At 39.6% G+C, this 24661-nt stretch carries 23 protein-coding genes; 18 read left to right on the top strand and 5 right to left on the bottom strand.

Features of this window, described 5'->3' with window-relative positions:
- Positions 1-23 precede the first annotated feature (23 nt).
- Entirely contained in the window at positions 24-1256 is a 1233-nt protein-coding gene (gene fabF / locus WKU33_RS05355; RefSeq protein WP_340453572.1) for a beta-ketoacyl-ACP synthase II, read from the bottom strand.
- A gap of 437 nt (positions 1257-1693) precedes the next feature.
- Here fabF and WKU33_RS05350 point away from each other — a divergent pair, with 437 nt between their 5' ends.
- The 6 genes from WKU33_RS05350 to WKU33_RS05325 all read left to right on the top strand — a co-directional run bounded on the left by WKU33_RS05350 (position 1694) and on the right by WKU33_RS05325 (position 5880).
- On the top strand, positions 1694-2005 hold the full coding sequence (locus tag WKU33_RS05350; protein ID WP_156856473.1) for a YolD-like family protein: 312 nt from the start codon (positions 1694-1696) through the stop codon (positions 2003-2005).
- Between the two features lie 596 nt (positions 2006-2601).
- Positions 2602-3159: a hypothetical protein gene (locus WKU33_RS05345; RefSeq protein WP_156856474.1), complete on the top strand. Its 558-nt coding sequence runs from the start codon at positions 2602-2604 to the stop codon at positions 3157-3159.
- A 373-nt stretch (positions 3160-3532) separates the two neighbouring features.
- Positions 3533-3754, top strand: a complete 222-nt coding sequence (locus WKU33_RS05340) for a YneF family protein (protein ID WP_156856475.1) — start codon at positions 3533-3535, stop codon at positions 3752-3754.
- 120 nt (positions 3755-3874) lie between these two features.
- Positions 3875-4474, top strand: a complete 600-nt coding sequence (locus tag WKU33_RS05335; RefSeq protein ID WP_156856476.1) for a DNA-3-methyladenine glycosylase — start codon at positions 3875-3877, stop codon at positions 4472-4474.
- Between the two features lie 163 nt (positions 4475-4637).
- Positions 4638-5342, top strand: a complete 705-nt coding sequence (locus WKU33_RS05330; protein WP_156856477.1) for a cytochrome c biogenesis CcdA family protein — start codon at positions 4638-4640, stop codon at positions 5340-5342.
- A gap of 55 nt (positions 5343-5397) precedes the next feature.
- Complete coding sequence (locus tag WKU33_RS05325; protein WP_156856478.1) at positions 5398-5880, top strand: CcdC family protein; 483 nt, start codon at positions 5398-5400, stop codon at positions 5878-5880.
- Positions 5881-5899: 19 nt separating this feature from the next.
- Here the strand turns inward: WKU33_RS05325 and WKU33_RS05320 are convergent, their stop codons facing one another.
- Complete coding sequence (locus WKU33_RS05320) at positions 5900-6361, bottom strand: DUF2621 family protein (RefSeq protein ID WP_156856479.1); 462 nt, start codon at positions 6359-6361, stop codon at positions 5900-5902.
- Positions 6362-6652: 291 nt separating this feature from the next.
- Here WKU33_RS05320 and WKU33_RS05315 point away from each other — a divergent pair, with 291 nt between their 5' ends.
- From WKU33_RS05315 to WKU33_RS05290, 6 genes are all read left to right on the top strand, one after another.
- On the top strand, positions 6653-7741 hold the full coding sequence (locus WKU33_RS05315; RefSeq protein ID WP_156856480.1) for an ATP-binding protein: 1089 nt from the start codon (positions 6653-6655) through the stop codon (positions 7739-7741).
- 355 nt (positions 7742-8096) lie between these two features.
- Complete coding sequence (gene acnA, locus WKU33_RS05310; RefSeq protein ID WP_188857470.1) at positions 8097-10802, top strand: aconitate hydratase AcnA; 2706 nt, start codon at positions 8097-8099, stop codon at positions 10800-10802.
- A gap of 517 nt (positions 10803-11319) precedes the next feature.
- Complete coding sequence (locus WKU33_RS05305) at positions 11320-11904, top strand: TlpA family protein disulfide reductase (protein ID WP_336251672.1); 585 nt, start codon at positions 11320-11322, stop codon at positions 11902-11904.
- Between the two features lie 61 nt (positions 11905-11965).
- Positions 11966-12196 carry a small acid-soluble spore protein Tlp gene (tlp, locus tag WKU33_RS05300; RefSeq protein WP_188857468.1) on the top strand — a complete coding sequence of 77 codons (231 nt, stop codon included), beginning with the start codon at positions 11966-11968 and terminating at the stop codon, positions 12194-12196.
- 238 nt (positions 12197-12434) lie between these two features.
- On the top strand, positions 12435-12857 hold the full coding sequence (locus tag WKU33_RS05295) for an acyl-CoA thioesterase (protein ID WP_188857467.1): 423 nt from the start codon (positions 12435-12437) through the stop codon (positions 12855-12857).
- A gap of 2 nt (positions 12858-12859) precedes the next feature.
- Entirely contained in the window at positions 12860-13159 is a 300-nt protein-coding gene (locus tag WKU33_RS05290) for a hypothetical protein (RefSeq protein ID WP_156856516.1), read from the top strand.
- 80 nt (positions 13160-13239) lie between these two features.
- Here WKU33_RS05290 and yidD read toward each other — a convergent pair whose 3' ends face one another.
- From yidD to plsY, 3 genes are all read right to left on the bottom strand, one after another.
- Positions 13240-13479 (bottom strand): membrane protein insertion efficiency factor YidD, encoded by a 240-nt coding sequence (yidD, locus tag WKU33_RS05285; RefSeq protein ID WP_229782685.1) that lies wholly within the window; start codon positions 13477-13479, stop codon positions 13240-13242.
- A 1-nt stretch (position 13480) separates the two neighbouring features.
- Complete coding sequence (gene folE2 / locus WKU33_RS05280) at positions 13481-14416, bottom strand: GTP cyclohydrolase FolE2 (protein WP_340453565.1); 936 nt, start codon at positions 14414-14416, stop codon at positions 13481-13483.
- A gap of 213 nt (positions 14417-14629) precedes the next feature.
- Complete coding sequence (gene plsY / locus WKU33_RS05275) at positions 14630-15211, bottom strand: glycerol-3-phosphate 1-O-acyltransferase PlsY (protein WP_156856517.1); 582 nt, start codon at positions 15209-15211, stop codon at positions 14630-14632.
- A 214-nt stretch (positions 15212-15425) separates the two neighbouring features.
- On the opposite strand from plsY, the gene WKU33_RS05270 reads away from it, so the two are divergent.
- From WKU33_RS05270 to WKU33_RS05245, 6 genes are all read left to right on the top strand, one after another.
- Positions 15426-15842 carry a CoA-binding protein gene (locus tag WKU33_RS05270; RefSeq protein ID WP_156856486.1) on the top strand — a complete coding sequence of 139 codons (417 nt, stop codon included), beginning with the start codon at positions 15426-15428 and terminating at the stop codon, positions 15840-15842.
- Positions 15843-16837: 995 nt separating this feature from the next.
- Positions 16838-18793 carry a DNA topoisomerase IV subunit B gene (gene parE, locus WKU33_RS05265; RefSeq protein ID WP_340453563.1) on the top strand — a complete coding sequence of 652 codons (1956 nt, stop codon included), beginning with the start codon at positions 16838-16840 and terminating at the stop codon, positions 18791-18793.
- 68 nt (positions 18794-18861) lie between these two features.
- Positions 18862-21315: a DNA topoisomerase IV subunit A gene (parC, locus tag WKU33_RS05260; protein WP_340453561.1), complete on the top strand. Its 2454-nt coding sequence runs from the start codon at positions 18862-18864 to the stop codon at positions 21313-21315.
- A 129-nt stretch (positions 21316-21444) separates the two neighbouring features.
- Positions 21445-22047 carry a TetR/AcrR family transcriptional regulator gene (locus WKU33_RS05255; protein ID WP_336251674.1) on the top strand — a complete coding sequence of 201 codons (603 nt, stop codon included), beginning with the start codon at positions 21445-21447 and terminating at the stop codon, positions 22045-22047.
- A gap of 77 nt (positions 22048-22124) precedes the next feature.
- Entirely contained in the window at positions 22125-23267 is a 1143-nt protein-coding gene (locus WKU33_RS05250; RefSeq protein WP_188857454.1) for an acyl-CoA dehydrogenase family protein, read from the top strand.
- A gap of 41 nt (positions 23268-23308) precedes the next feature.
- Positions 23309-24661, top strand: a 1353-nt coding sequence (locus WKU33_RS05245; RefSeq protein WP_336251675.1) for an acetyl-CoA carboxylase biotin carboxylase subunit, incomplete at its 3' end; no start/stop codon positions are given.

Raw genomic sequence — 24661 nt, 5'->3', positions numbered from 1 at the left:
TCTCCTCTCAATCAATGATGTATTTATTTCATTTTTTTAAAAACAAGGACGGCATTATGTCCGCCAAAACCAAATCCATTCGATAAAGCAATTTCAATATGTCCCTTGACGGCTTTGTTCGGTACATAATCTAAATCACACTCTGGATCAGGTTGATGTAAATTCATCGTTGGCGGAAAAATATTTTCGTTCATACTTTTTACTGTAATAATACTTTCTACGCCACCCGCCGCTCCGAACAAGTGGCCCGTCATTGACTTGGTAGAACTAACTTTCAACCTATAAGCATGTTCTCCAAAAACTTCTTTAATAGCAGTTGTTTCGGATACATCACCAATTGGCGTGCTCGTTCCGTGAGCATTGATGTAATCGACGTCTTCCGGTAAAATACCTGCCCGCTCAATGGCTAGCTGCATTGCCTTCTGTGCCCCGTGGGGTGCGGGATCGGTAATATGATAGGCATCGGTCGTGCTCCCATAACCGATAATTTCACCGAGAATATTAGCGCCACGCTGCTTTGCGTGTTCATATTCTTCAAGCAGCAGTACACCGGCGCCTTCAGACATGACAAAGCCGTCCCGATTGCTGTTAAATGGCTGAGAGGCTTGTTCCGGCGCATCATTTTTTGTGGACATCGCACGCATTTTTGAAAAACCTGCAAAGTAAAACGGATGGATGGTCGCCTCAGCACCGCCTGCAAGCATGACATCGGAATAGCCATGAGCAATGTTATGATAAGCTTCTCCAATCGCATGATTGCTCGTTGCACACGCAGAAGCGGAGGAGAAACTCGGTCCACGAAAACCTGTTTTTATAGCGGTTAAGCCGTTCGCCATATTAGAAATGGAGCCAGGCAGCATAAAGGGAGAGACCCGATTAGATCCTTTTTCAAGCATGGTTTTATAATTATCAAGCAAGGTTGTCAGCCCGCCGGCACCCGAACCAATATAAACGCCTGCCCGGTCTTTGTTTAACTTTTTCAAGTTTATTCCGGATTCTTCAAGCGCCTGGGTAGCGGCCGCATACGCATATTGAGTGAATAAATCATAACGTCGTGCTTCTTTTGGTTCAAGATATGTTTCACTTTGAAAATCCTCGATATAGCCGGCGATTTTTGTCTTGATATCTCGGAATTTTTCAGAATCCAATCGTTTAATCCCTGATTGACCTTGTTTTATATTTTTCCAAAGTGTGTCTGTGTCATTACCAAGTGGAGAAATCACACCTGTACCAGTAATGACTACCCGCCGTTTCATGATGATAACCTCCTTTAAAGCGCAAGTATACTTATTGTACAATGTATTTTACTTTCAGGCATGTTTTTTGAATTGGTATAGTCCAAATCCCCAGAGTATCCAAGCTGGTCATACAATTGAAAAAATTAAAAGAGGATGCGAATCAATGGTTTTAATTCCCACTTGAAATGGAATGAAAGTTCGCATACAATTAAATCGGAATGAGAACAATAGTTCTGATTGAAGGCTAGCAAAAAAGGGTTATTTTAGAGCTTAATCATCCAAATAAAAGATTATTATCTTTTTTATTTGGATGATTACAGTGGTAAAGCTACCGAGCAATATATACGTGTCTGTAGGAATGACAGTCACATCTTGGTTTACCGTTACAACTGCAAAAAGGACCGAACGTCGAAACTTGAATATCTTTTCGTTTGGCCTGGGAAGGAGATAGTGTAATGAAGGATAGAGGAAATATCAAATGGACATCAATCATGCTACCGGAGCACGCAAATTTATTAAAAGAAATGTGGGCTCGTGATGAATGGAATGAGAAACCGATCTTAGATGAACAGCTCGTAATGGAAATTAATTTAAAGCTACAACTAGCATTACATAATGAATTAACTGTTGAAGTGGAGTATTTCAAAAATCATGATTATCACAAAGTTAGAGATAAGTTATTGGCTGTTGATCCGCTCAATAATTATTTAAGATTAGAGGGTATGGAATTGCCGTTGGATGCAATTGTAGGCGTTTGGATTGATTGACAAGAGGCTGGGACATAACTATTCTAATATGAATTAAATCCGAACAAAACTGCTAACTAGCTCTGGGAATATACGGAGACTCCAGCAGGAGGAAAGGCATCGGTGAGACCCCGCAGGGCGGCAGCCCGAGGAGGCTCACCAGCCGCCTGCGGAAAGCGTAGTATATTCCCGGAGCGGTTGTTGATGCTCTTTCTTATCATTTGTTCGGATTTATAACCATACTAAGAAGTTATGTCTCAGCCTCATGTTTTTTATTTGTCCCATATTTTTAAAGTCTACCCACAAAATATCGGTCCCAATCTAGCCCCAAAAGTAGTCTCAAATTGGCTCATTAACTTGCATTATCTTGCTTTTCTATTTTTTATTTTTCTTGTTATTCTATTTAATGTTGTTGTGTTAGGGTTTCAATAGATTGATTCCATTGTTTACAAAATCGATTGTAAAAAAATCAATTACCATGGTCCATTTCATCAAAGGGAAGATAGAGGATTTAACTTTTAAAATAAGCAACAATCTATTCAGTAAAATAGTCTTGAAATAGTTTACAAAATATAAGATAATATGCCTATAACATTACTTTTTTAGGGGGAATAGTGATGAAGAAGGTCTTAATTTTATTTTTGTCATTGATTGTCGCTTTAACTTTAGCGGCGTGTGGTAGCGAGTCGGAGGAAAAGGAAATCGGGGAAGTTGATTCAGAAGGAGAAAAACAATCCGAGCAAGAAGAAGTTGAAGGAAGTTCTGATTCAGAAGAAAGTGAAGCAGCTGAAGAATCTGAAGAAGTTGAGTCAAGCACCTATGATGAGGTACTACTGGATAATGATGATGCAATGGTTTCCTTACAAGGCATCGAGACAATTAGAGATGAAACCTTTGGCGATGAGTATAAGGTTAAATTAACTATAGAAAATAAACTTGATGAAACTATAGAAGTTCAGGCACATGAAGTGTCACTTGATGGTCTTATGGTTGATGACATGGTATTCTTTAGCGAAACTGTAGCTGGAGGAAAAAAATCAAATGCGGAACTTTCAATTATGGCGCTTGATGAGGAACTGCCAGAACTGAACGAAAATCTTGAGTTTAAATTAATGATCTTGGATGAAAATTTTGAAGCACTAAATGATTCAGTAGTGAGTATTGACATAAAATAATTAATTTTACAGGCACTCTTCATTGGGTGTCTTTTTCTATGCTTAAAATTACGGAGGCAGGTGATGTGACATGAGTAAAAGCAAAGGTGTAGAAAAAGTAAGTACCATACACACGTAGAACCGAGACTAATTGAAATGGAAAGATGGGCAAGAGCAATATCTTGACTTAGTGAAAATGAAGCAGTTAAATTCGATCACTGGACAGGTTTCACCGACTTAACTATCTTGCGTTTTTATTTTTCTTGTATTATTCTATTTAATGTTGTTGTGGTAGGGTTTCAATAGATTGATTCCATTGTTTACAAAATCGATTGTATTCTTACCCATAATTATATATACTTGTTGAAGAGAGTAACGAAGGAGGAAGGCAGACATGAGCACAATTTGGGTAGTATTAATTGCTATTGCAGCTTTAATAGCAGGTGTTGCTCTTGGGTTTTTTATTGCAAGAAAATATATGATGAACTACTTGAAAAAGAATCCGCCAATTAATGAGCAAATGCTTCGTACATTAATGATGCAAATGGGTCAAAAGCCATCACAAAAGAAAATTAATCAAATGATGCGCGCAATGAATAACCAGGTAGATAAGTAATAAAACATCATCACACGAATTCAAAACCACTTTTTCTGTTAACTTTAAACAGAAAAGAGTGGTTTTTATGTTTTTATCTATACTATTAATATAGAATAGTTTACAGAAAGGAAATGCCAAATGATAAACGACGAAAATAGTTTTCAAATACTACCTGAAAGTTTCTACAGGCGGCCAACGCTCACGCTTGCAAAAGAACTACTCGGTAAAATCCTTGTCCATGAAACAGAGGAAGGAATAAGTTCCGGAGTGATTGTGGAAACAGAGGCTTATCTCGGTGCTGTAGACCGGGCTGCACATAGTTATGGATACAGGCGAACGAAGCGAACGGAGATTATGTATCATCAGGCGGGGCTAATTTATACCTACCGAATGCATACGCATTGTCTACTTAATATCGTGAGTGGAGAAGTCGGTGAGCCGGAAGCAGTCCTAATCCGCGCTGTAGAACCATACACTGGAATAGACTTGATGAAGCAAAAACGTCCGGTCAATAAAATGCAGAATTTGACAAGCGGGCCTGGAAAGCTGACGAAAGCGCTCGGAATAACGATGCAAGCGTATGGCGAGCGAATATACAAACAACCGTTATATATCGCTGAAGGTATCACGGTTGATGACATTCTGACAGGACCGCGTATAGGAATACCGAATACAGGAGAAGCTCGTGACTTTCCCTACCGTTTTTGGGTTGCTGGTAACTCATTTGTTTCAAGATAAGCGGATGTTTGAAGTGCGAATCAAACGACAAGGTCTCTCAATTCTTATATACTAGGAGTTGGAATACGATGTAAGTGTTGTCTTTTTGTCAAAAACAAGGCCGCTACTCCCAAGACGTTTCTGGTAAAATAGGGGAACATAACAAAAATATAGGGGAGATTATATGTCAGAAATCAATATATTTCTAGCCTTTGGTGCTGGGTTTCTTTCTTTTGTTTCACCCTGTGTCCTACCTGTATATCCTGTATTTTTATCCTATATTACAGGTATGAGCATTAATGAAATTAAAGATGATAATAAAAAAATGAACCGACAAGCATTACTCCATACGATTTTCTTCCTGATCGGTTTTTCGAGTATTTTTATTGCGATTGGTTTCTCTACCTCCGCAATTTCAGCATTTTTATTGACTTATCAAGATATCATTAGACAAGTCGGTGCAATCTTAATTATTTTCTTTGGGTTGGTTATTGTCGGTGTTTTAAACTTTAAATTTCTAATGAAAAACAGACAGATTCAATTTAAAAGCCGTCCAACCGGATACATCGGTACACTATTAATCGGGATTGCGTTTTCCCTCGGCTGGACACCTTGTACGGGACCGATCTTAATGGTTGTGTTCTCCCTTGCAGCATCCAATCCAGAGCTCGGAATGATTATGATGATCGCTTATATTTTAGGATTTGCGATTCCATTCCTCGTTATGGCATTCTTTATCGGAAGGATGAATTGGATCAGGAAACACAGCATGAAAATTGTTAAAATCGGTGGCTATGTGATGGTCTTCTTCGGAGTTGCCCTGTTCTTTGATTGGATGACCGATGTGACGGCACTGCTTGCCAACTGGTTTGGTTTTTACGGTTTTTAATGCAACTATTGATGATATAATGGGGAGTAAGAATTTTTGAGAGAGTGATAAAAACATGTTTTGGGGTATTGCAAGTACGATTGGAGCCACAATGATGGCTGTCATCATGATTTTTGTTCGTTTGAAAATGGGGAAGAAGCCTGCATCCGTGAAGAAGATTATCCTACCGCCGCTATTTATGAGTACTGGCGCTCTCATGTATATCTTTCCCATATTCCAGATTAGCTGGTTCCAAGTTATCGAATCCTTTGCACTTGGAATGGTGTTCTCTATTATTCTAATTAAGTATTCGAAGTTTAAGATTCACGATGGCGAAATTTACCTCAATCCGTCAAAAGCGTTTCCGTTTATATTATTTGGACTTCTCGTCGTCCGCTTAGCATTGAAGGTATTAATCAGTGGATACATTTCACTTGGAGAGACCGGCGGAATCTTCTTCATGCTCGCATTCGGCATGATCCTTACATGGCGGATTGCTATGTTATATCAGTACCTGCAACTTAGAAAGTCAATAGCAGAGCAAAAGCACCTTGCATAGAAGCGAGGTGCTTTTTGTCTTATTTCTTATAGCTCTCTTGCCAGTTTGTGCGATAGTCATTTTTGGAGAGTTGGAATAAATGTTCATACGGTTCCACTGGGATTCCTTTCTCCTTAAGTTTTTTACGCAAGAATTTATGGTCACGTTTTGGTGTAGCAATGATATAACCTTCAATTAATGTATCTTGCGTAATCACTTCTTCCTTTTTCTTTAAGGCGACTTCACCAATTTTACTTGCAATCGTTTGGCGGGCGACATCACGGAATAGCTCGGGAACAGGGGAGACGAGTTCGTCTAGTAAAGCTTTCTCCTCATCCCTCCACATCTCTTTAGTCAAATCGACATAATGCTCTTGCCAGTCCAGAACAGATTTCCCGTCTTCCTTAGGCAAGCTTTTCAGGAACTTACGGAACATGAAGAACCCGCCAATTCCCATAAGCGAAATTAGGAGAAAACCCCATAATACAAGAATAATACTCAATAATATTCACCTATTTCTTTACTTTATGACAAAATTATTAATAATGGGATTATAAACAATTGAATAATTTATTTTTAGAATATTTTATAGTAAGATAGAAATATACTTAACATCATTATAAGAAGAAACTGTTCAAGTAACAAGTATAACAGTCGATAGATTCATCACATTTCAATCTATCAGAATAAAAATGATAGCGAATCATATAGATAATATTACATATAAATATATTATGTTTTAATTTAGGGGGAAGGGTTTTATTGTTTCATTAAAAAGAAAGGGGACAATTGAATGAAGATAGGAGAGATTTATTCATTAGAATTCGAGCAGCAGCTATTATTTTCCAATTTTCCCAAATTGCCAATAAACATACTGGAGTGGATGGGGAATCACTTAAATGATGCATTTATTGTCTGGGATGATAAAGATCGAATCTGTTTTGTTAGTCAGTCCGTGAAAAACTTACTGGGTTATAGGCAGGAAGAGCTTATCGGAAACCCATGGTATGAGCGAATTCAACCACTCGAACCAAAGAGAGTCGAGCAGTACTTAGACATGGAAAAAGAAGAAGGCATGCATGTTGAACTTCTTCATAAAAATAAACAAGCTGTCTATGTGGAAGTGTGCTTAGCTCGGATTCAAGATAAATCAACGAAAAGGAAATATGTGGCTGGTTTGCTGAAAGATTTGAGGGCCTATAAAGAAGCAAAAGAAATGATTGTCCAAGCGGAAAGAATGTCAGTCGTAGGTCAACTCGCCGCGAGCATTGCTCATGAGATCAGGAATCCATTAACATCCATAAAGGGATTTCTACAGTTACTTAAAGCAGGAGTAAACCATAAGGATGAATATTATAGAATTATGGAAGATGAAATTGAAAAAATTGAATCCATAACATCTGAACTTCTGTTTATGTCGAAGCCTTCTTCAAACAAAAAGAAAAATGAGCACCTCCATCATCTTATCAATGATGTAGTCGTATTGCTGCAATCCCAGGCAAAGTTTAAAAACGTCACAATTAAATATGATGAAGCAATCTCCGGGGTTATTTATTGTGATCCATCCCAGATTAAACAAGTACTGATCAATTTAGTGAAGAATGGAATTGAGGCGATGGATGAACCTGGGGATATTAGTATTTATGTCGATACAACGGATGAGCATATTATTATTAATGTAGAAGACGAAGGTATTGGAATTCCTCAGGAATCAATGGATCAGTTAGGGGTAGCTTTTTTTACAACAAAAGAAAATGGTACTGGTTTAGGATTAAATATCACAAGGGAAATAATGGAACAACACAACGGATCCCTCAAATTTTTCAAAAATAAGACAAAGGGCAGTACTTTCCAACTAATCTTCCCGAAGGTGAACCATTAAGAATGGACAATCTAATGTAGACCGTCCATTCTTTTTAATGGTGACTACGACTATTGGATATACGAGTACAAACGTTCTTCGGTAGGACGGGGGACGCAGCACAAGGCGCCCGTGAAACGAATCGCGAAACTTACCGTAAAGGAAATTCTGTCATTTGTATATAAGTAAAACTTATCAACTAACATAATTATTTAATATATAGGTTAATTGGCGAATGATTTGTTTTATCGCTTACAATCCGATAGTATATAGGTAAAGGTTTATTATTCTTTCTTTTTTAATGAGTGATGGGATGATAATGTACCAGTTTGTTAAAAACAAAGATTGGTAGCAACTAAGAAAGGGGTAGTATTGAATGTCAAAGAATGCTTTTAAAGCGAGAAAGCAATTTGAATTAAACGACAAGACCTACAATTACTATGATTTGAAAACTCTAGAAGAACAAGGGCTGGGCGATATTAAACGTCTGCCATTCTCTGTACGTGTTCTTTTAGAGTCCGTACTCCGTCAACATGACGACCATCAAATTAAAGACGAACATGTTGAGGCGCTTGCGAAATGGGGGAAGAAAGACGCGAAGGGTGTAGATGTGCCATTTAAACCTTCTCGTGTTATCTTGCAAGACTTTACCGGTGTTCCGGCAGTAGTTGACCTTGCTTCCTTAAGAAAAGCTATGGTGGATATGGGTGGCGAACCAGACAAGATTAATCCTGAAGTACCAGTTGATTTAGTTATTGACCACTCCGTCCAAGTGGATCAATACGGTACGCCAAATGCCCTGCAAGCGAACATGGACATTGAATTTGAAAGAAACGCTGAACGCTATGAATTCTTGAACTGGGCCCAAAAAGCATTTGACAACTATCGTGCAGTTCCTCCAGCAACTGGTATTGTTCACCAAGTTAACCTGGAATACATTGCAAATGTTGTGCACGCCCTTGAAAATGAAGAGAAAGAGTACGAGGCGTTCCCAGATACTCTCGTGGGAACAGACTCCCATACAACAATGATTAACGGGCTTGGCGTACTCGGTTGGGGTGTTGGTGGTATTGAGGCTGAGGCTGGAATGCTCGGTCAACCATCTTATTTCCCAGCACCAGAAGTAATCGGTGTTAAATTTGTTGGAAGTTTCCCGAACGGAACTACTGCAACAGACCTTGCACTGAAAGTTACTCAAGTGCTGCGTGAGAAAAACGTAGTAGGTAAGTTTGTAGAATACTTCGGTCCGGGCCTGAAAGACATGCCGCTAGCTGACCGCGCAACAATTTCTAACATGGCGCCTGAGTATGGTGCAACTTGTGGTTTCTTCCCTGTAGACGAAGAGACATTAAGCTACTTACACTTGACAGGGCGCAGTCAAGAACTAATTGACCTTGTTGAGAAATATAGTAAAGAAAACTGTCTATGGTACGACCCGGAAGATGGCGATCCAGAATATACAGACGTTGTCATCATCGATTTGTCTGAACTAGAGCCGAATTTATCTGGTCCTAAGCGTCCGCAAGATTTGATTTCTTTATCTAATATGCAAAAAGAATTCAGGAAGGCGATTACAGCTCCTGAAGGCAACCAAGGATTTGGAAAAGATAAATCCGAATTCGATAAAGAAGTAAAGGTTACTCATAAAAACGGTAATGAATCTGTTATGAAGACAGGATCCCTTGCAATCGCTGCAATTACATCTTGTACAAACACATCTAACCCGTATGTTATGTTAGGTGCAGGTTTAGTTGCGAAAAATGCAGTAGAAAAAGGGCTGAAAGTACCTGAACATGTCAAAACATCTTTAGCTCCAGGTTCTAAAGTTGTAACCCGTTATCTAGAAGATGCTGGATTACAAAAGTTCTTGGATGTACTTGGCTTTAACCTTGTTGGTTACGGTTGTACAACATGTATCGGTAACTCTGGACCTTTATTAGAAGAAATCGAAAAAGCAATTGTTGATTCCGATTTAATCGCTTCTTCCGTATTATCCGGTAACCGGAACTTTGAAGGAAGAATCCACCCGCTAGTTAAAGCGAACTATTTAGCATCACCACCACTTGTTGTGGCATATGCGCTAGCAGGTACTGTGGATATTAATCTGCAAGAAGATCCACTTGGAACAGATCGAGATGGAAATCCAGTTTACATGAATGATATCTGGCCGACAGCACAAGAAATTAAAGAAGAAGTCGCGAAAGTTGTTACACCGGAAATCTTCCGTAAAGAATATGAGAGCGTTTTTGACTCCAACGAAAAATGGAACGCAATTGATACTACAGACGAACCATTATTCGAGTGGGATGAGGACTCTACTTATATTCAAAACCCGCCATTCTTTGAAGGATTAGCGAAAGAGGCAGGTACTGTTCAGAAACTAAGTAACTTACGTGCAATTGGTTACTTTGGTGATTCGGTTACAACAGACCATATTTCACCTGCGGGAGCAATTGCAAAAGATATGCCTGCTGGTCAATTCCTACAGGAAAAAGGTGTATCGCCTAGAAACTTCAACTCTTACGGTTCCCGTCGTGGTAACCACGAGATCATGATGCGTGGTACATTTGCAAATATCCGTATCCGTAACAAATTGGCTCCAGGTACCGAAGGCGGCTACACAACATACTGGCCAACTGAAGAAGTAATGCCAATTTACGATGCAGCGATGAAATATAAAGAAGACAACACTGGATTAGTTGTTATCGGTGGTAAAGACTATGGAATGGGATCTTCCCGTGACTGGGCTGCTAAAGGTACGAACCTTTTAGGAATTAAGACAGTTATCGTGGAAAGCTATGAACGTATCCACCGTTCTAACCTAGTTATGATGGGAGTATTACCACTTCAATTTGCAAAAGGCGACAGTGCTGAGAAGCTTGGCTTAACAGGAAAAGAAACGTTCCACGTCGATATTGATGAAAATGTTCAGCCAAACAGCCCGGTAAAAGTCACTGCAGTAGCAGAAGACGGTAAAATTACCGAGTTCACAGCAATTGCCCGCTTTGACAGCCCGGTAGAAATCGACTACTATCGTCACGGCGGAATTCTGCAAATGGTTCTACGTGAAAAATTAGCTTAAACTTATTAGGTGAAAATTGAGTAGGTGACTAACCATTAATTGGTTAGTCGACCTTCTCACATACCTTATGTACAACTTCTGCTGACTTCTCATGATAAATCTTTTTCAATCAAGTAACCTCTGTGAAACCTTCCCGGGTAAGCTATAACCTTCCTCTCATTTAACTTTTGTATCTACTGTGTGGTACTCGTGCAGTATCGGACTTTGTTTTGTCATGCAAACTCGTCCATTCCAAGCAAGCCTTACATACAATTTATGTTCGCCAGTTTGGGGTTTTGCTTCCTGCTTCCTTCAGATTCTGAACCACTCCTAACACCCTTGCCTTCAACTAACAGTTCCTTGTATGGACTTTCATCACCAAGCTATAGCCCATGCAGGTTGCACATAATAGAAAGCCGCTAAGTGTTCATACAGCCGCTTTTTTGACTAATTTACGAACAATGACTCGGATAACTTTACTTCTATCCTTATACAAATTACTATTAATATAAGGTTTATGAATATCGGGGGAGATGTTGTGAAAAAAGTAATATTTGGAATTAGTTTTCTTGTTATTTTAGTTGGAATTATGATTGGAAATATAGCCACCGATAAAAAAGAAGAAGAAGCGGGGCCGAATTTATATGATGTGACGGGTGATACATCGGTTTCAGGCGGGATGATTGCACCTGTTGAAAGTGTTGGTATTCAACCAGGAGAAGCTGCACCCGATTTTTCACTGGAAACATTGGACGGCGAAGTAGTTAGCCTATCCGAATTAAAAGGAGGGAAAGTAATCCTCAATTTCTGGGCAACCTGGTGTCCGCCATGCCGGGAAGAAATGCCTGAAATACAGAAATTTTACGACGCCCATCAGGATGATATTAAAATAATCGCTGTTAACTTTAATGAAAAAGATGAGAAAGTAATTGACTTCCTTGATGAGTTTGGCTATACATTTCCGAGCCCCTTAGACCGTGAGGGATCAGTTGGTAAGGAGTATGGCGTACTTACATTGCCAACGACCTATTTTATCAACTCAGATGGCGTTATCCAGGAACCGCGTCATGTAGGGCCAATGGATTATGAGTTTATGGAAGAAATGCTTGATACCTTAAATTAATTGCATATTTTCACTTGCTTCTGCAAAACATACAACTACTACAGTTGAAAGGAGAAGTTGTATGTCACCAGATAAAAACAAGCCCAAACCGGACGACCGAAGTGATAACGTGGAAAAAATGCAGGATATGATCCAGGATACGTTGGAGAATATGGAAGAAGCCGAGGAAACAATGGAATTCTCCGACGAAATAGGAAAAGAGCAAATTTTAGCTAAAAACAAACGTCGTAAAGAAGCTATTGAAGGCTTTCGTGAAGAAATTAAAGATGAAGCACAAAATCAAAATAAATAATTAAGAATAAAAAGCGCCCTTACAGGCCTGATGCGCGATTGTCTTTGCAACATCTGTGACTGCGGCTACTTGGACTTTGCTAGGCGCAGGAGCGGTTTTGCTGCCGTAGAAAAGTAAGGAAAACAAGACCTCAACCATCCAAATTTGGGGTCTTGTTTTTTTGCAGACAGCCGCAAACGTGATACGATAATCATATACATAGTAGTGAAGAACCGGCTAAATAACGGAGGTATTTGTTTTGAAGAAGGTAAGAACAGCAATAGAAGTACGTTATCAAGAAACGGATCAGATGGGCGTCGTTTACCATGCCAATTATTTAATCTGGTTTGAAATTGGCAGAACGAAATTAATCGAAGCGTTAGGACTATCTTATCCGGAAATGGAAAAGCATGGTGTTGTATCACCAGTTATTGATGCAGAGCTTTCTTTTATCAAACCGGTCCGTTACGGTGAAGCTGTACATATTGATACATGGTTAGCTGAATATGATGGGATTCGATCTGCATATGGGTATGAAGTGATCGGGGAAGACGGTGAGGTCGCTGTAAAGGGCTTGACGAGACACGTTATAGTTAGTAAAGAAACATTTCGTCCTTTATCGCTAAGGAGGAAATTCCCAGAATGGCACGAAATTTATAGCGGAGAAGTTGAAGGAGAATAACGATGGCTTTTGGAATTAATCGTGAAGAGCTGCAGCATTGGAAGTTACAAGTTCGCAATGGCCAAATCGCGTTCCTTACACATTACTGGATTGATGAACGTTTTCCGGAATGTGATACGGTAACGAAAGTGGGCTGTGGCGATATTGAAAAATTAAAAACCTGGGGAAGAAGCCATGGACTTGAAGACCATTGGATTGATTATAAAGACAAGTACCCCCATTATGATTTATTTGGAGAGTATCAACGGAAAATTCTTTTTAAAGAAGCGGTTTGGGAACAGATTAAACGGTTTAATATATAAAGTGAAACTTCATGCAAAAGAAATTCTACGGACGGATTGATCGTGATAAAAGAACACCAGACAATTGGGTCCATCTCCAATTATCTGGTGTTCTTGTGTTTCTCTTTCTTTTCAGGTACATAATCAACCCCACCGGGATGGAGTGGATGACATTTACTAATCCGTTTCACACTGAGATACAAACCTTTCAAAGCTCCAAACCGTTTAAAAGCTTCTAGGCTGTAACTCGAACATGTTGGATAAAACCTACAGGAAGCAGGTGTATATGGGCTAATGGCAAGTTGATAGAAGCGGACGAGTCCAATAAAGATATATTTCATGTTACTCACTACTTTTCGCAGATTTGTCGAAACTGACAGAAGCGATCGCGTCATGTAGGTGAATAGACTCTTCATTTCGGCAGCTCACTTTAAACTTGGAGACAAAATCCATTTCATAAAGATCTGCCGCCACAAGCCGCACGATATCTTCTACAAACCGCGGATTTTCATATGCGGTTTCGGTGACAACTTTTTCATCTGGCCGTTTAAGAACGGGGTAAAGCCTGCTTGATGCATTACTTTCAGCCGCTTCTAATAAATGGGATTTCCAATCGATAGCACCTTCAGTGAAATCACTTGTGAATTCAATCTCCATAGTAATATTGCCCCTTTGATTATGGGCACTATATTCACTAATTTCCTTCGAACAAGGACAAAGTGTAGCTACTTTACCACGAAGACTTGCACACATTGTATAACCAGATAATTTGTCATACGTAACTGCCATTGTGATATCAGCATGGTTCAATCCACTTAGTTCTGTATGTGGCGCGTTTCTTTCAAAAAACCACGGAAAACTTATTTCGATTGTAGCATCTTGTTGCTCCAGGCGTTCGCTTAACTCTTTGGTAAATGCCTTAAGAGAGGTAAAGCTTACAACAAATCCTTCACTATAGTAGTTGTTCAGCTGTTCCGTAAAGCGACTCATGTTCGTTCCCTTGCTCGCTTGGGGCAGGGAAGAGCTAAAACTGAACGTTCCAATTGTTGTTTGGGTTGTAGGTTTCATGTCGCTTTTAATAGTAATGGGATGTTTGACGTTTGTAATTCCAACCGAATCAAGTTCAAAGAGAAAATCTTTTTTTTCGTTTTGAATATCGTGCATATTTTCCTTCTCAGTCGGTTTTGTTTTTTCTATCGGTTCAACGGATCCGAATAATCTATGTCTTATCTCTTTATGAGGAAGTTGTTTTAAAGTACTATTTTTTGTTTGAGACATAATCGAGCCTACTTTCTATTATTGATTAAATTTCAGTATACCGAAACGCCTAATCTTATTCAATTTAAACGGATTACCTTCATTTATCCGCTATTTGTAAACATACTGCACAATCATAATGAAAATCAATGCAGTAAATTTTATTCTCTTGAAAGAAAAGATTCGTTTTCTTATCCTAAAAAGAAGTACTCCTTGATAAGAGCACTTCTTATTTTACATCCATGTGATTTTTGGTTCGGTACCGTTTTTAATTCGCTTCAAGTTCTCCTTATGACGGTAGATAACAAACAGAGTAAGAAACGAAATAATGGCGATTAAGACAATGTCCTTATAAAACAACGAAATAATAATCGTAACCACTCCAGTTATGATAGAAGATAGTGAAACATATTTGGATAAATATAAGGAGAGTAAAAAAGTAGTAACCATGATTACGAATAATAGCGGGAAACTCCCCAATATAATTCCAGATGATGTCGCCACTGCTTTTCCACCTTTAAACTTGGCAAAAATCGGATACGTATGTCCAATAACCGCAAACAAGCCAATAAGAAGAGGATGTACGGATGCATCGAACAGAATTGGAATAACCGTTGCTACTGTTCCTTTTAAAATATCAGATAAAGTAACAATGATTCCTGCTTTCATTCCAAGCACTCGGAATGCATTGGTAGCTCCAAGGTTTCCGCTGCCATGTTCGCGAATATCTTTATTGAACCCAATTTTCCCTACTAATAATGCAGAGGGAATCGATCCTAATAAATAGGCAATAATTGCAAATAATACATATTCCATCATTCATCCTACTTTCATCAACAATTTGAACACATGTTATAAATATTTTATCATGGATTTCGTTTAAAAAGTACTGTTAGCTGGAATTTATTACTTATCCCAGCGGGAATATGTATCATCGCGGAAGACGGTATGGTTGACTATTCAGCTTATTCTCCTTATGATGTGACTAGAATGACTCGAAGTATCAATCCCTAGAGAAAGGATGAGAGACATGAGCTGGGAAAATCCATCAAAAGAAAAATTACAAGAGATTTTAAGCGAAGCAAAGACAATTGCAGTTGTTGGACTTTCGAAAAATGAAGAAAAGACAGCCTATCAAATATCGAAAATTATGCAAGAACAAGGCTATCGTATTATCCCCGTCAATCCATCTGTAGACGAGGTCCTCGGGGAAAAGGCTTATCCAACACTGAGAGATGTACCGGAAAAAATTGATATTATCAACGTTTTCCGCCGTCCCGAACATTTGCCGGATGTTGCAAAAGATGCAGCTGAAACAGATTGCAAGGTATTTTGGGCACAACAAGGCATCATCAATGAAGAAGCTTATCATTACTTGAAAGAAAGAGACTTTACTGTCATTATGGACCTCTGCATTAAAGTAGTCCATTCCGTATTAGTTAAATAGACAGAGCAACAGGGTGAATAGATTCATCCTGTTCTTTTTTTCCCATGGATTTTACAATAGATTTGATGTTTCTCACTCAACTTTCACATTTGAAAATATGAAAGCAAAAACATATTTCACAATTAAATTGCTAATCACTTCTATTCGGCGTAAGTATTTTGCTCGTTCACTAGGCTGGCTCTCTAATCGTGGTTCAGTTGCCCGGAGGACGAATGCGTATCCTAGGGATCTGCGCTGAGCCTCGACGCACAGTACGTGCTAATGCAGACGTTGCCACAGGACATTCCGAACGTAGTCTGCTTTGGAAGAAAGGCACTTCCTGCGGGGTCTCATCGTCTCCGCCTTCCCGCAGGAGTCACCGTCCTCCGGGCAACTGAACTAGTATGGATAATTATTATGAACAGAAGTTATTCTATCATGAAATCCATGATAAATATTGCATTTCCGTAATATTGAATAGTGTACTAAATCAAGACTTTCCTCGGAGCAGTCCAGACACCTCGAGACTCCTGCAGGAGGATAGGCCTAGGTGAGACCCCGCAGGGCGGTAGCCCGAGGAGGCTCACCAGCCGCCTGCGGAAAGCGAGAGGTGTCTGGACTGCGGACCTCCAGATGAAAGTTGCACTTACGCTGAATAGAAGTGATAAGTAATTTCTTGTCGTTGATTTTAGGAGGGAACTGTTGAGACATCGGGACAAGTTTTTGAAGCGCGTGAATAACGATAATAAATTCCCGATATTACTAATTACATTAAAGGATTACTAATGATTTCGGACTGCGCAAGTTAAGTATTTTAGGATTAAGAAAGCAATGAAAATCATGCTTACAGTATATTTTTTTCTATTTTTAGGTTAAGATAGTTTAGTGAAAGCTTATGATTGCAATGTTTATATTTACTTCTACAAACATTTGTTCTATTATAATATAGGAAAAGAAAATGTTTAGCAGGGAATAAAGCAGTGAATGATTTCAGGTGGAAAGGGGAAAATCAGAAATTGGCTAATCAAGCAAATCGATATAGCGATGATTCCATCCAAGTATTAGAAGGACTAGATGCGGTCAGAAAAAGACCTGGTATGTATATTGGAAGTACCGATGAAAGAGGACTTCATCATCTCGTCTTTGAAATCGTGGATAATGCGGTAGATGAAGCGTTGTCCGGCTATGGAAATGAAATCAAAGTGACGATACATAAAGATAATAGTATTTCCGTTTCGGATAAAGGGAGGGGTATTCCAACCGGAATGCATGCAACAGGTGTCCCGACAGTAGAAGTCATCTTTACCGTTCTCCATGCAGGTGGTAAGTTTGGGCAAGGTGGCTATAAGACCAGTGGCGGACTTCATGGTGTTGGAGCTTCTGTCGTGAATGCTCTTTCCGAATGGATGGAGATCACCATTTTTCGAGATGGGTACACCTACTTTCAACGGTTTGAAAATGGCGGAAATCCGGTTGGCACCCTTGAAAAAGGAAAACCAACGAGGAGAACAGGTACGATCATTCACTTTAAACCGGATGAATCCATTTTTACATCAATAGTCTATGACTATGAAACAATCTCTGAAAGACTTCGTGAATCAGCATTTCTATTAAAAAATCTGCAAATTGAACTAGAAGATGAACGTTCAGAAACGAAGGATGTTTTCCAATATCCCGATGGATTGAAGTCGTTTGTCGATTATTTGAATGAAGAGAAAGATGTTCTCCATTCTGTTGCCTTCTTTGAAGGGGAAAGTAATGGGATTCAAGTAGAATTCGCTTTCCAATTTAATGATGGGTACGCTGAAAGCATGCTTTCTTTTGTGAATCATGTACGTACGAGAGACGGAGGAACCCATGAATTTGGTGCAAGAAGTGCAATTACAAGGACAATCAATGAATATGCAAGAAGAACTTCAATTTTAAAAGAAAAGGATAAAAACCTGGAAGGAACGGATGTAAGAGAAGGATTAACTGCGATTGTTTCTGTCCGGATACCGGAAAATTTGCTGCAGTTTGAAGGACAGACGAAATCGAAGCTCGGTACTCCTGAAGCCCGTTCAGCAGTTGATGCTGTTATATCGGAACAGCTTGCATATTTCCTCGAAGAAAATGCGGAGACTTCAAAACTTCTGGTTAATAAATCCATTAAAGCGAAAGAAGCGAGAGAAGCTGCCCGAAAAGCGCGGGAAGAGGCCCGGACAGGGAAGAGACGTAAAAGAAAAGATGCACTTCTAAGTGGAAAGTTAACTCCTGCTCAGTCTAGGAACCCTCAGAAAAATGAATTATACCTTGTGGAGGGAGACTCTGCAGGTGGGTCAGCTAAGCAAGGAAGAGATCGTAAATTCCAAGCTGTCCTGCCGTTAAGAGGTAAAGTAATCAATACAGAAAAGGCTAAACTGGAAGACGTTTTTAAAAACGAGGAAATCGCAACGATCGTTCATACTATTGGTGCAGGAGTCGGTGGCGACTTTGACTTGGAAGATGTACAGTATGATAAAATCATTATTATGACCGATGCGGATACCGACGGGGCGCATATTCAAGTACTCCTACTGACGTTTTTCTACCGGTATATGAGGAATCTAATTGAAGCTGGTAAAGTATTTATTGCTTTGCCGCCGCTATTTAAGGTTTCAAAAGGGAAAGGTAAAAATGAACAAGTCGTTTACGCTTGGGAAGAAGAAGAAATGAAGGATGCAATAGATACGTTTAAAAACGGTTATATCGTTCAGCGCTATAAGGGTCTCGGTGAGATGAACGCGGATCAATTATGGGAAACAACGATGAATCCGGAAACAAGAACTTTAATTCGGGTGACGATTGAAGATATTGCCCGTGCCGAAAGAAGAATCACAACCCTAATGGGGGACAAAGTGGAACCACGTCGAAATTGGATTGAGTCGAACGTGAGATTTGGCTTGGATGAAGAAACAAATATTATTGAAAATGAAAAAATAAGAAAAGAATAATGTGTATAGTGGTATTTCTTTTAATAGGAAGCAATGTCTCTATGAATCCAAGAGGGGGATATTAACGGATGCAACAAGAAAAATTTCTAGATCTATCCCTTGAAGAAGTGATTGGCGACCGCTTCGGAAGGTATAGTAAATATATCATTCAAGACCGGGCTCTCCCAGATGCCCGGGATGGATTGAAGCCAGTACAAAGAAGAATATTATATGCGATGCATATGGAGAAGAATACCTTTGATAAAGGATTCCGGAAATCTGCAAAAACAGTCGGAACTGTTATCGGTAACTACCATCCTCACGGGGATACTTCCGTTTATGAGGCAATGGTCCGTTTAAGTCAGGACTGGAAGCTGCAAGAGGAATTAATTGAAATGCATGGGAATAACGGGAGTATTGACGGAGATCCGCCAGCAGCAATGCGTTATACAGAAACAAGACTATCCCAAATCGCTTCCGAGCTGCTTCGGGATATTGATAAAGAAACAGTGGATTTCATTTATAACTTTGATGAAACAACTCTTGAACCGGTTGTTCTACCTGCGAAATTCCCTAACTTGTTAGTGAATGGATCAACAGGTATTTCTGCTGGGTATGCGACAGACATTCCACCGCATAATTTAGAAGAAGTCATTGATGCTGTTATCATGCGGATGGACAAGCCTCAAGCTACTGTTGAACAGTTGATGAAGGTAATGCAAGGTCCCGACTTCCCAACAGGCGGTATCATTCAAGGTGTAGACGGTATTAAAAAAGCTTATGAAACTGGACGCGGAAGAATTATTGTACGTGGAAAAACGGAGATAGAAGCAATCCGTGGTGGCAGAGAGCAAATCGTTATTGAAGAAATCCCTTATGAAGTGAATAAAGCGGCAATGGTGAAGAAAATTGATGAACTAAGAATTGACCGGAAAATAGAGGGCATCGCCGAGGTCCGAGATGAATCAGACCGAACCGGGTTGCGTGTAGTCGTTGAGTTAAGAAAAGACGCTGATGCTACCGGGATATTGAATTACTTATATAAAAATACGGATTTGCAAGTTTCTTATAACTTCAACATGGTGGCAATTGAAGATAAGACACCGAAATTAATGTCCTTACAGCAAATATTGGACGCATTTATTAACCATCAAAAAGAAGTCGTTACAAGGCAAGTCACATTTGACTTAAATAAGGCGAAAAATAGAGCTCATATTATCGAGGGGCTAATTAGAGCGCTCTCCATCCTGGATGAAGTAATTACAATGATTCGTTCATCTAAAGATAAAGGGGATGCGAAGAAGAATTTAATAAAAGCATTCGACTTCACCGATGCACAGGCCGAAGCAATCGTTAATTTGCAGCTATATCGTCTAACGAATACGGATATTACCCAGTTGGAAAATGAAGCAAAGGAATTGGAACAGAACATTCAATCCTATGAAGCAATTCTAGCTAGTGAAGCAACGTTAATGAAGACGATTAAAAAAGATTTAAGGGAAATCAAGAAAAAATTCAAATCACCACGCTTGACAGTAGTGGAAGAAAAAATAGAAGAGTTGAAAATAAACATCGAGGTTCTCATTCCTAGTGAAGATGTAGTTGTATCTGTTACGAAGGATGGCTACATAAAACGAACGAGTTTACGTTCTTACGGTGCCTCGAATAATGATGATTTGACAATGAAAGAGCTGGATTATCTAATCGGTCTCTATGAGCTGAATACAACCGATCATCTTCTTTTATTTACGACTAAAGGTAGGTTTATTTATTTCCCTGTCCATGAACTCCCTGATATTCGCTGGAGGGATCTAGGGGCACATATTTCACACTTTACAAGTCTTGCAGAAGACGAGCGGCTGGTTCGAGTTATTCCGGTCCAAGCGTTTTCCGATAAGAAATATTTAGTCTTCTTTACTAGAAATGGAATGATTAAACGAACCGCGCTTGACAAATATGAAACCCAGCGACAAGGTCGGGCGATGATTGCAATTAATTTAAGGAAAGACGATGAGTTGATTGACGTCCACGAAACAAACGGTTATTCTGATATTTTCCTTGCATCAAATACGGGATATGGTCTATGGTATCATGAATCTGAGGTAAATCCGACAGGTCAGCGAACAGCCGGTGTAAAAGCGATGAATTTAAGAGACGAAGAATTCATTGTTAGTGGTCAAATATTCGAAGACTTGGCAGACCCATCCTTAGTCCTTGTTACGCAACGGGGGGCTGTGAAACGCATGGGACTTACGGAGTTCGAAAAAACAACGAGAGCGAAACGTGGTCTCCATATGTTAAGAGAATTGAAGAGTAAGCCACATCGCATCGTAGGTTTCTTTACAGCTAATGAAAATGATAGTATTAGCATTCAAACGGCCAATGGAGTTACCCATTCGATCTATCCTCTTGAATTATCCATGAGTGATCGCGTCAGCAACGGCTCCTTTGTCATCGACACTGATCATGACGGCGAGGTAACTGAAGCATGGAAAGAAACCACCTACGAAAAACCTTTCGAAGCCGAGGAGGAAAAAGAATAAAATAATAACGACAAAGCCTAGAGAATTCTCTAGGCTTTTTAAGAACCCAACTTTAAAATAATTAAGTTTATTCTTTATCAATTTTAAATTATATGATAAAGTATTGATAACGCTTCCATTGGAGGGAGGATGAATTCAACGGATCTAAGAGAACGGATTATCGAAGCATCATTAAGTTTATTTGAACAACACGGATTCCACGGCGTCACTGTAAACCAAATCGTAGACGCTGCAGGCATATCAAAGGGAGGGTTTTACCACCATTTCACTTCGAAGGATGAACTATTGTTTGTTATCCATGATATCTTCATCACCTATGTCTTGGAACGAGCCATCAAAGCAAATGAACAGAATGTGCCACCCAAGGATAGATTAAGACTAATCATCAAAGACTTTGTAAATGTATTCGACATTTATAAAGCTCATTTAACCGTCTTTTATCAAGAAAGCATTTATTTAAAAGCGGAACATGAAGAAATCGTCAAAAAGAAACGGAATAAATTTAAAACAATTATTCAAAATGTAATCGAAGAAGGGATTGCTGTTGGAAATTTCCGTAGAGATTTATCCGTTGATATTACAACGATGGCTATTCTCGGTATGGTGAACTGGACATATAAATGGTACCAGCGAAATGGAGAAAAGCGCATTGATGAAATAGCCGATATCTACACAGACTTGATTCTTCATGCTGTCACTCGGAATGGGCATATAGGAGATGGGACTTCCTAGAGGAGTATTTTTTTACCAGGATACCGACCAACCAGTCGGTCTTGATTTTCATAAGTTAAACAAGGGGGAATAGGCGGATGAACTTTGAATTAACAAAGGAACAAGAGATGATTAGGAAAATGGTGAGAGATTTTGCGGAAGAAGTAATTCGACCACGGGCGATTGAAATTGACACGAAGGCGGAATTCCCAGAAGATATATTTAAGCAGATTGGTGAATTAGGGTTACTTGGACTTCCATTTCCGGAAGAGTATGGTGGTTCTGGCGGAGATACGGTTTCTTATGCTCTTGCAGTGGAGGAAATTGGCCGGGTATGCGGCAGTACGGGGCTTAGTTATGCTGCAGCAGTCTCACTAGGTGCAAGTCCGCTTTATTATTTTGGCACAGATGAGCAGAAAGAGAAATTTTTAAAACCTTTAGCGGAAGGAAAGGCGCTCGGCTCCTTTGGACTTACGGAACCGAATGCGGGATCGGATGCAGGTGGTACAATGACGACCGCCGTGCTGGAAGGTGACAACTATGTTATTAATGGGGAAAAATGCTTTATAACGAATGCAAGCTTTGCAAAGCTTTTAATCGTTACTGCGGTGACTGGCAAGGATGAGAATGGGAAGAAACTTATTTCCTCGATTATTGTGCCAACAGACACTGCCGGCGTTACAATTACGAGCAATTACGATAAGATGGGTGTCAGAGGTTCGGATACCGCTGAAATTGTCCTTGATCATGTCATCGTCCCGAAAGAGAATGTCCTTGGTGAAGTAAACAAAGGATTCAAGCAATTCCTCTCAACGCTGGATGGAGGAAGAATATCGATTGGCGCACTAGGTGTCGGGATAGCCCAAGGTTCTTTAGATAAAGCACTCGAGTATGCAAAGGAAAGAAAGCAGTTTGGCCAATCCCTATCTAAATTTCAAGCGATTCAATTTAAGCTGGCAGATATGGCGATGGAAGTTGAACTAGCGAGAACGATGGTTCATAAAGCTGCTTGGCTTAAAGATCAAGATAAGCCATTTGGTAAGGAGGCAGCTTTTGCGAAATTATATGCTTCAGAAACTGCAGTTCGCACGGCTGATCAGGCAATCCAAATTCATGGCGGATATGGCTATATGAGGGAATATGAAGTAGAGCGCTATCTACGTGATGCTAAACTTTTAGAAATCGGTGAAGGTACTTCCGAAGTTCAACGTCTTGTTATTGCAAGATATCTAGGATGCTAGGATAACCGTTGAGATCAGTAATCTAATAGAGGGGGCAGCCAATGATTAAGAGAATACTAATTGCAAATCGAGGGGAGATTGCATCTCGGATTATTCGGACCTGTAAACGTCTTGGTATTACATCCATTGCTGTTTATTCAGAGGCGGATAAAGAAGCACCGTTCGTAAAAGCGGCAGACGAAGCTTATTTGTTAGGAGCTTCTCAAGTTAATGAAAGTTATATGAATATGGATAAGATTTTCGATGTTGCTAAAAAGGTCGCAGCCGATGCTATTCACCCGGCTTATGGTTTTTTTAGTGAGAATGCCGTATTTAGACAACGATGTGAAAAAGAAGGGATTCGTTTTATCGGTCCTAAAAGTGAAGTTATTCAACAAATGGGGGATAAAATAAATGCCCGGAATGCAATGATTGCGGCAAACGTACCTGTTGTACCAGGAACAGAAAAGGCAATTACCGATGTAGAACAAGCGGTAGAGTTTGCCAAGGAAATTGGTTATCCAATTATGCTGAAAGCTGCTGCAGGCGGCGGTGGAATCGGGATGCAAGTCGTCCGGGAAGAGGAAGAACTTAGAAAAGTATTTACAAGTAATTCCGAACGTGCATTGAATTTTTTTGGTAACGGTTCCATGTTTTTAGAAAGAAAAATAGAAAATGCGCACCATATTGAAATACAAATTCTTGCAGATGAGTATGGAAATGCTGTCCACTTATTTGACCGGGAATGCTCGATTCAGCGGCGTAATCAGAAGGTGATTGAAGAAGCTCCATCACCATTTATTTCAGAGAAAACGCGAAAAAAGATGGGAGAAACTGGCGTCCAGGCAGCGAAAGCAATTTCTTATACGAATGCGGGAACGATTGAATTTCTTGTGGATGAAGAAGAGAACTATTACTTTTTGGAAATGAATACAAGGATTCAAGTCGAGCACCCTGTAACAGAGGAAATAACAGGCATCGACATGATTGAAATGCAGATCCGGATTGCAAATGGAGAAGAGCTTCCGTTTAAACAAGAGGAAATTAAACGGAATGGACACGCAATAGAAACAAGAATTTATGCGGAAGACCCGGTACGATTTTTCCCTTCCCCAGGTACCATAACAAGCGTGAATTTACCTGAGGGAAAAGGAATCCGCCATGATATTGCTTTTACCGAAAATTATCAAGTAACCCCTTTTTACGATCCAATGATTGGTAAATTGATTGTAAAGGGAGAGACACGGAAAGAAGCTGTTGAGCGTTTGGAACAGGCATTGGCAAATTATCGGATTGATGGGATCAAAACGAATCTGCCAATGCTAGAGAAATCTGTAGCGATTCCTCAATTTAAACAAGGAAATACAACGACTAATTTTGTGGATAATTATTATATCCCATTAATCCAAAAATCG

Source organism: Oceanobacillus sp. HCA-5259 (assembly GCF_037892815.1).
Classification (GTDB): Bacteria; Bacillota; Bacilli; order Bacillales; family Amphibacillaceae; genus Oceanobacillus; species Oceanobacillus indicireducens.
Note: the sequence above shows the minus strand (reverse complement) of the source record. Positions and strands in the feature narration are given on the sequence as shown.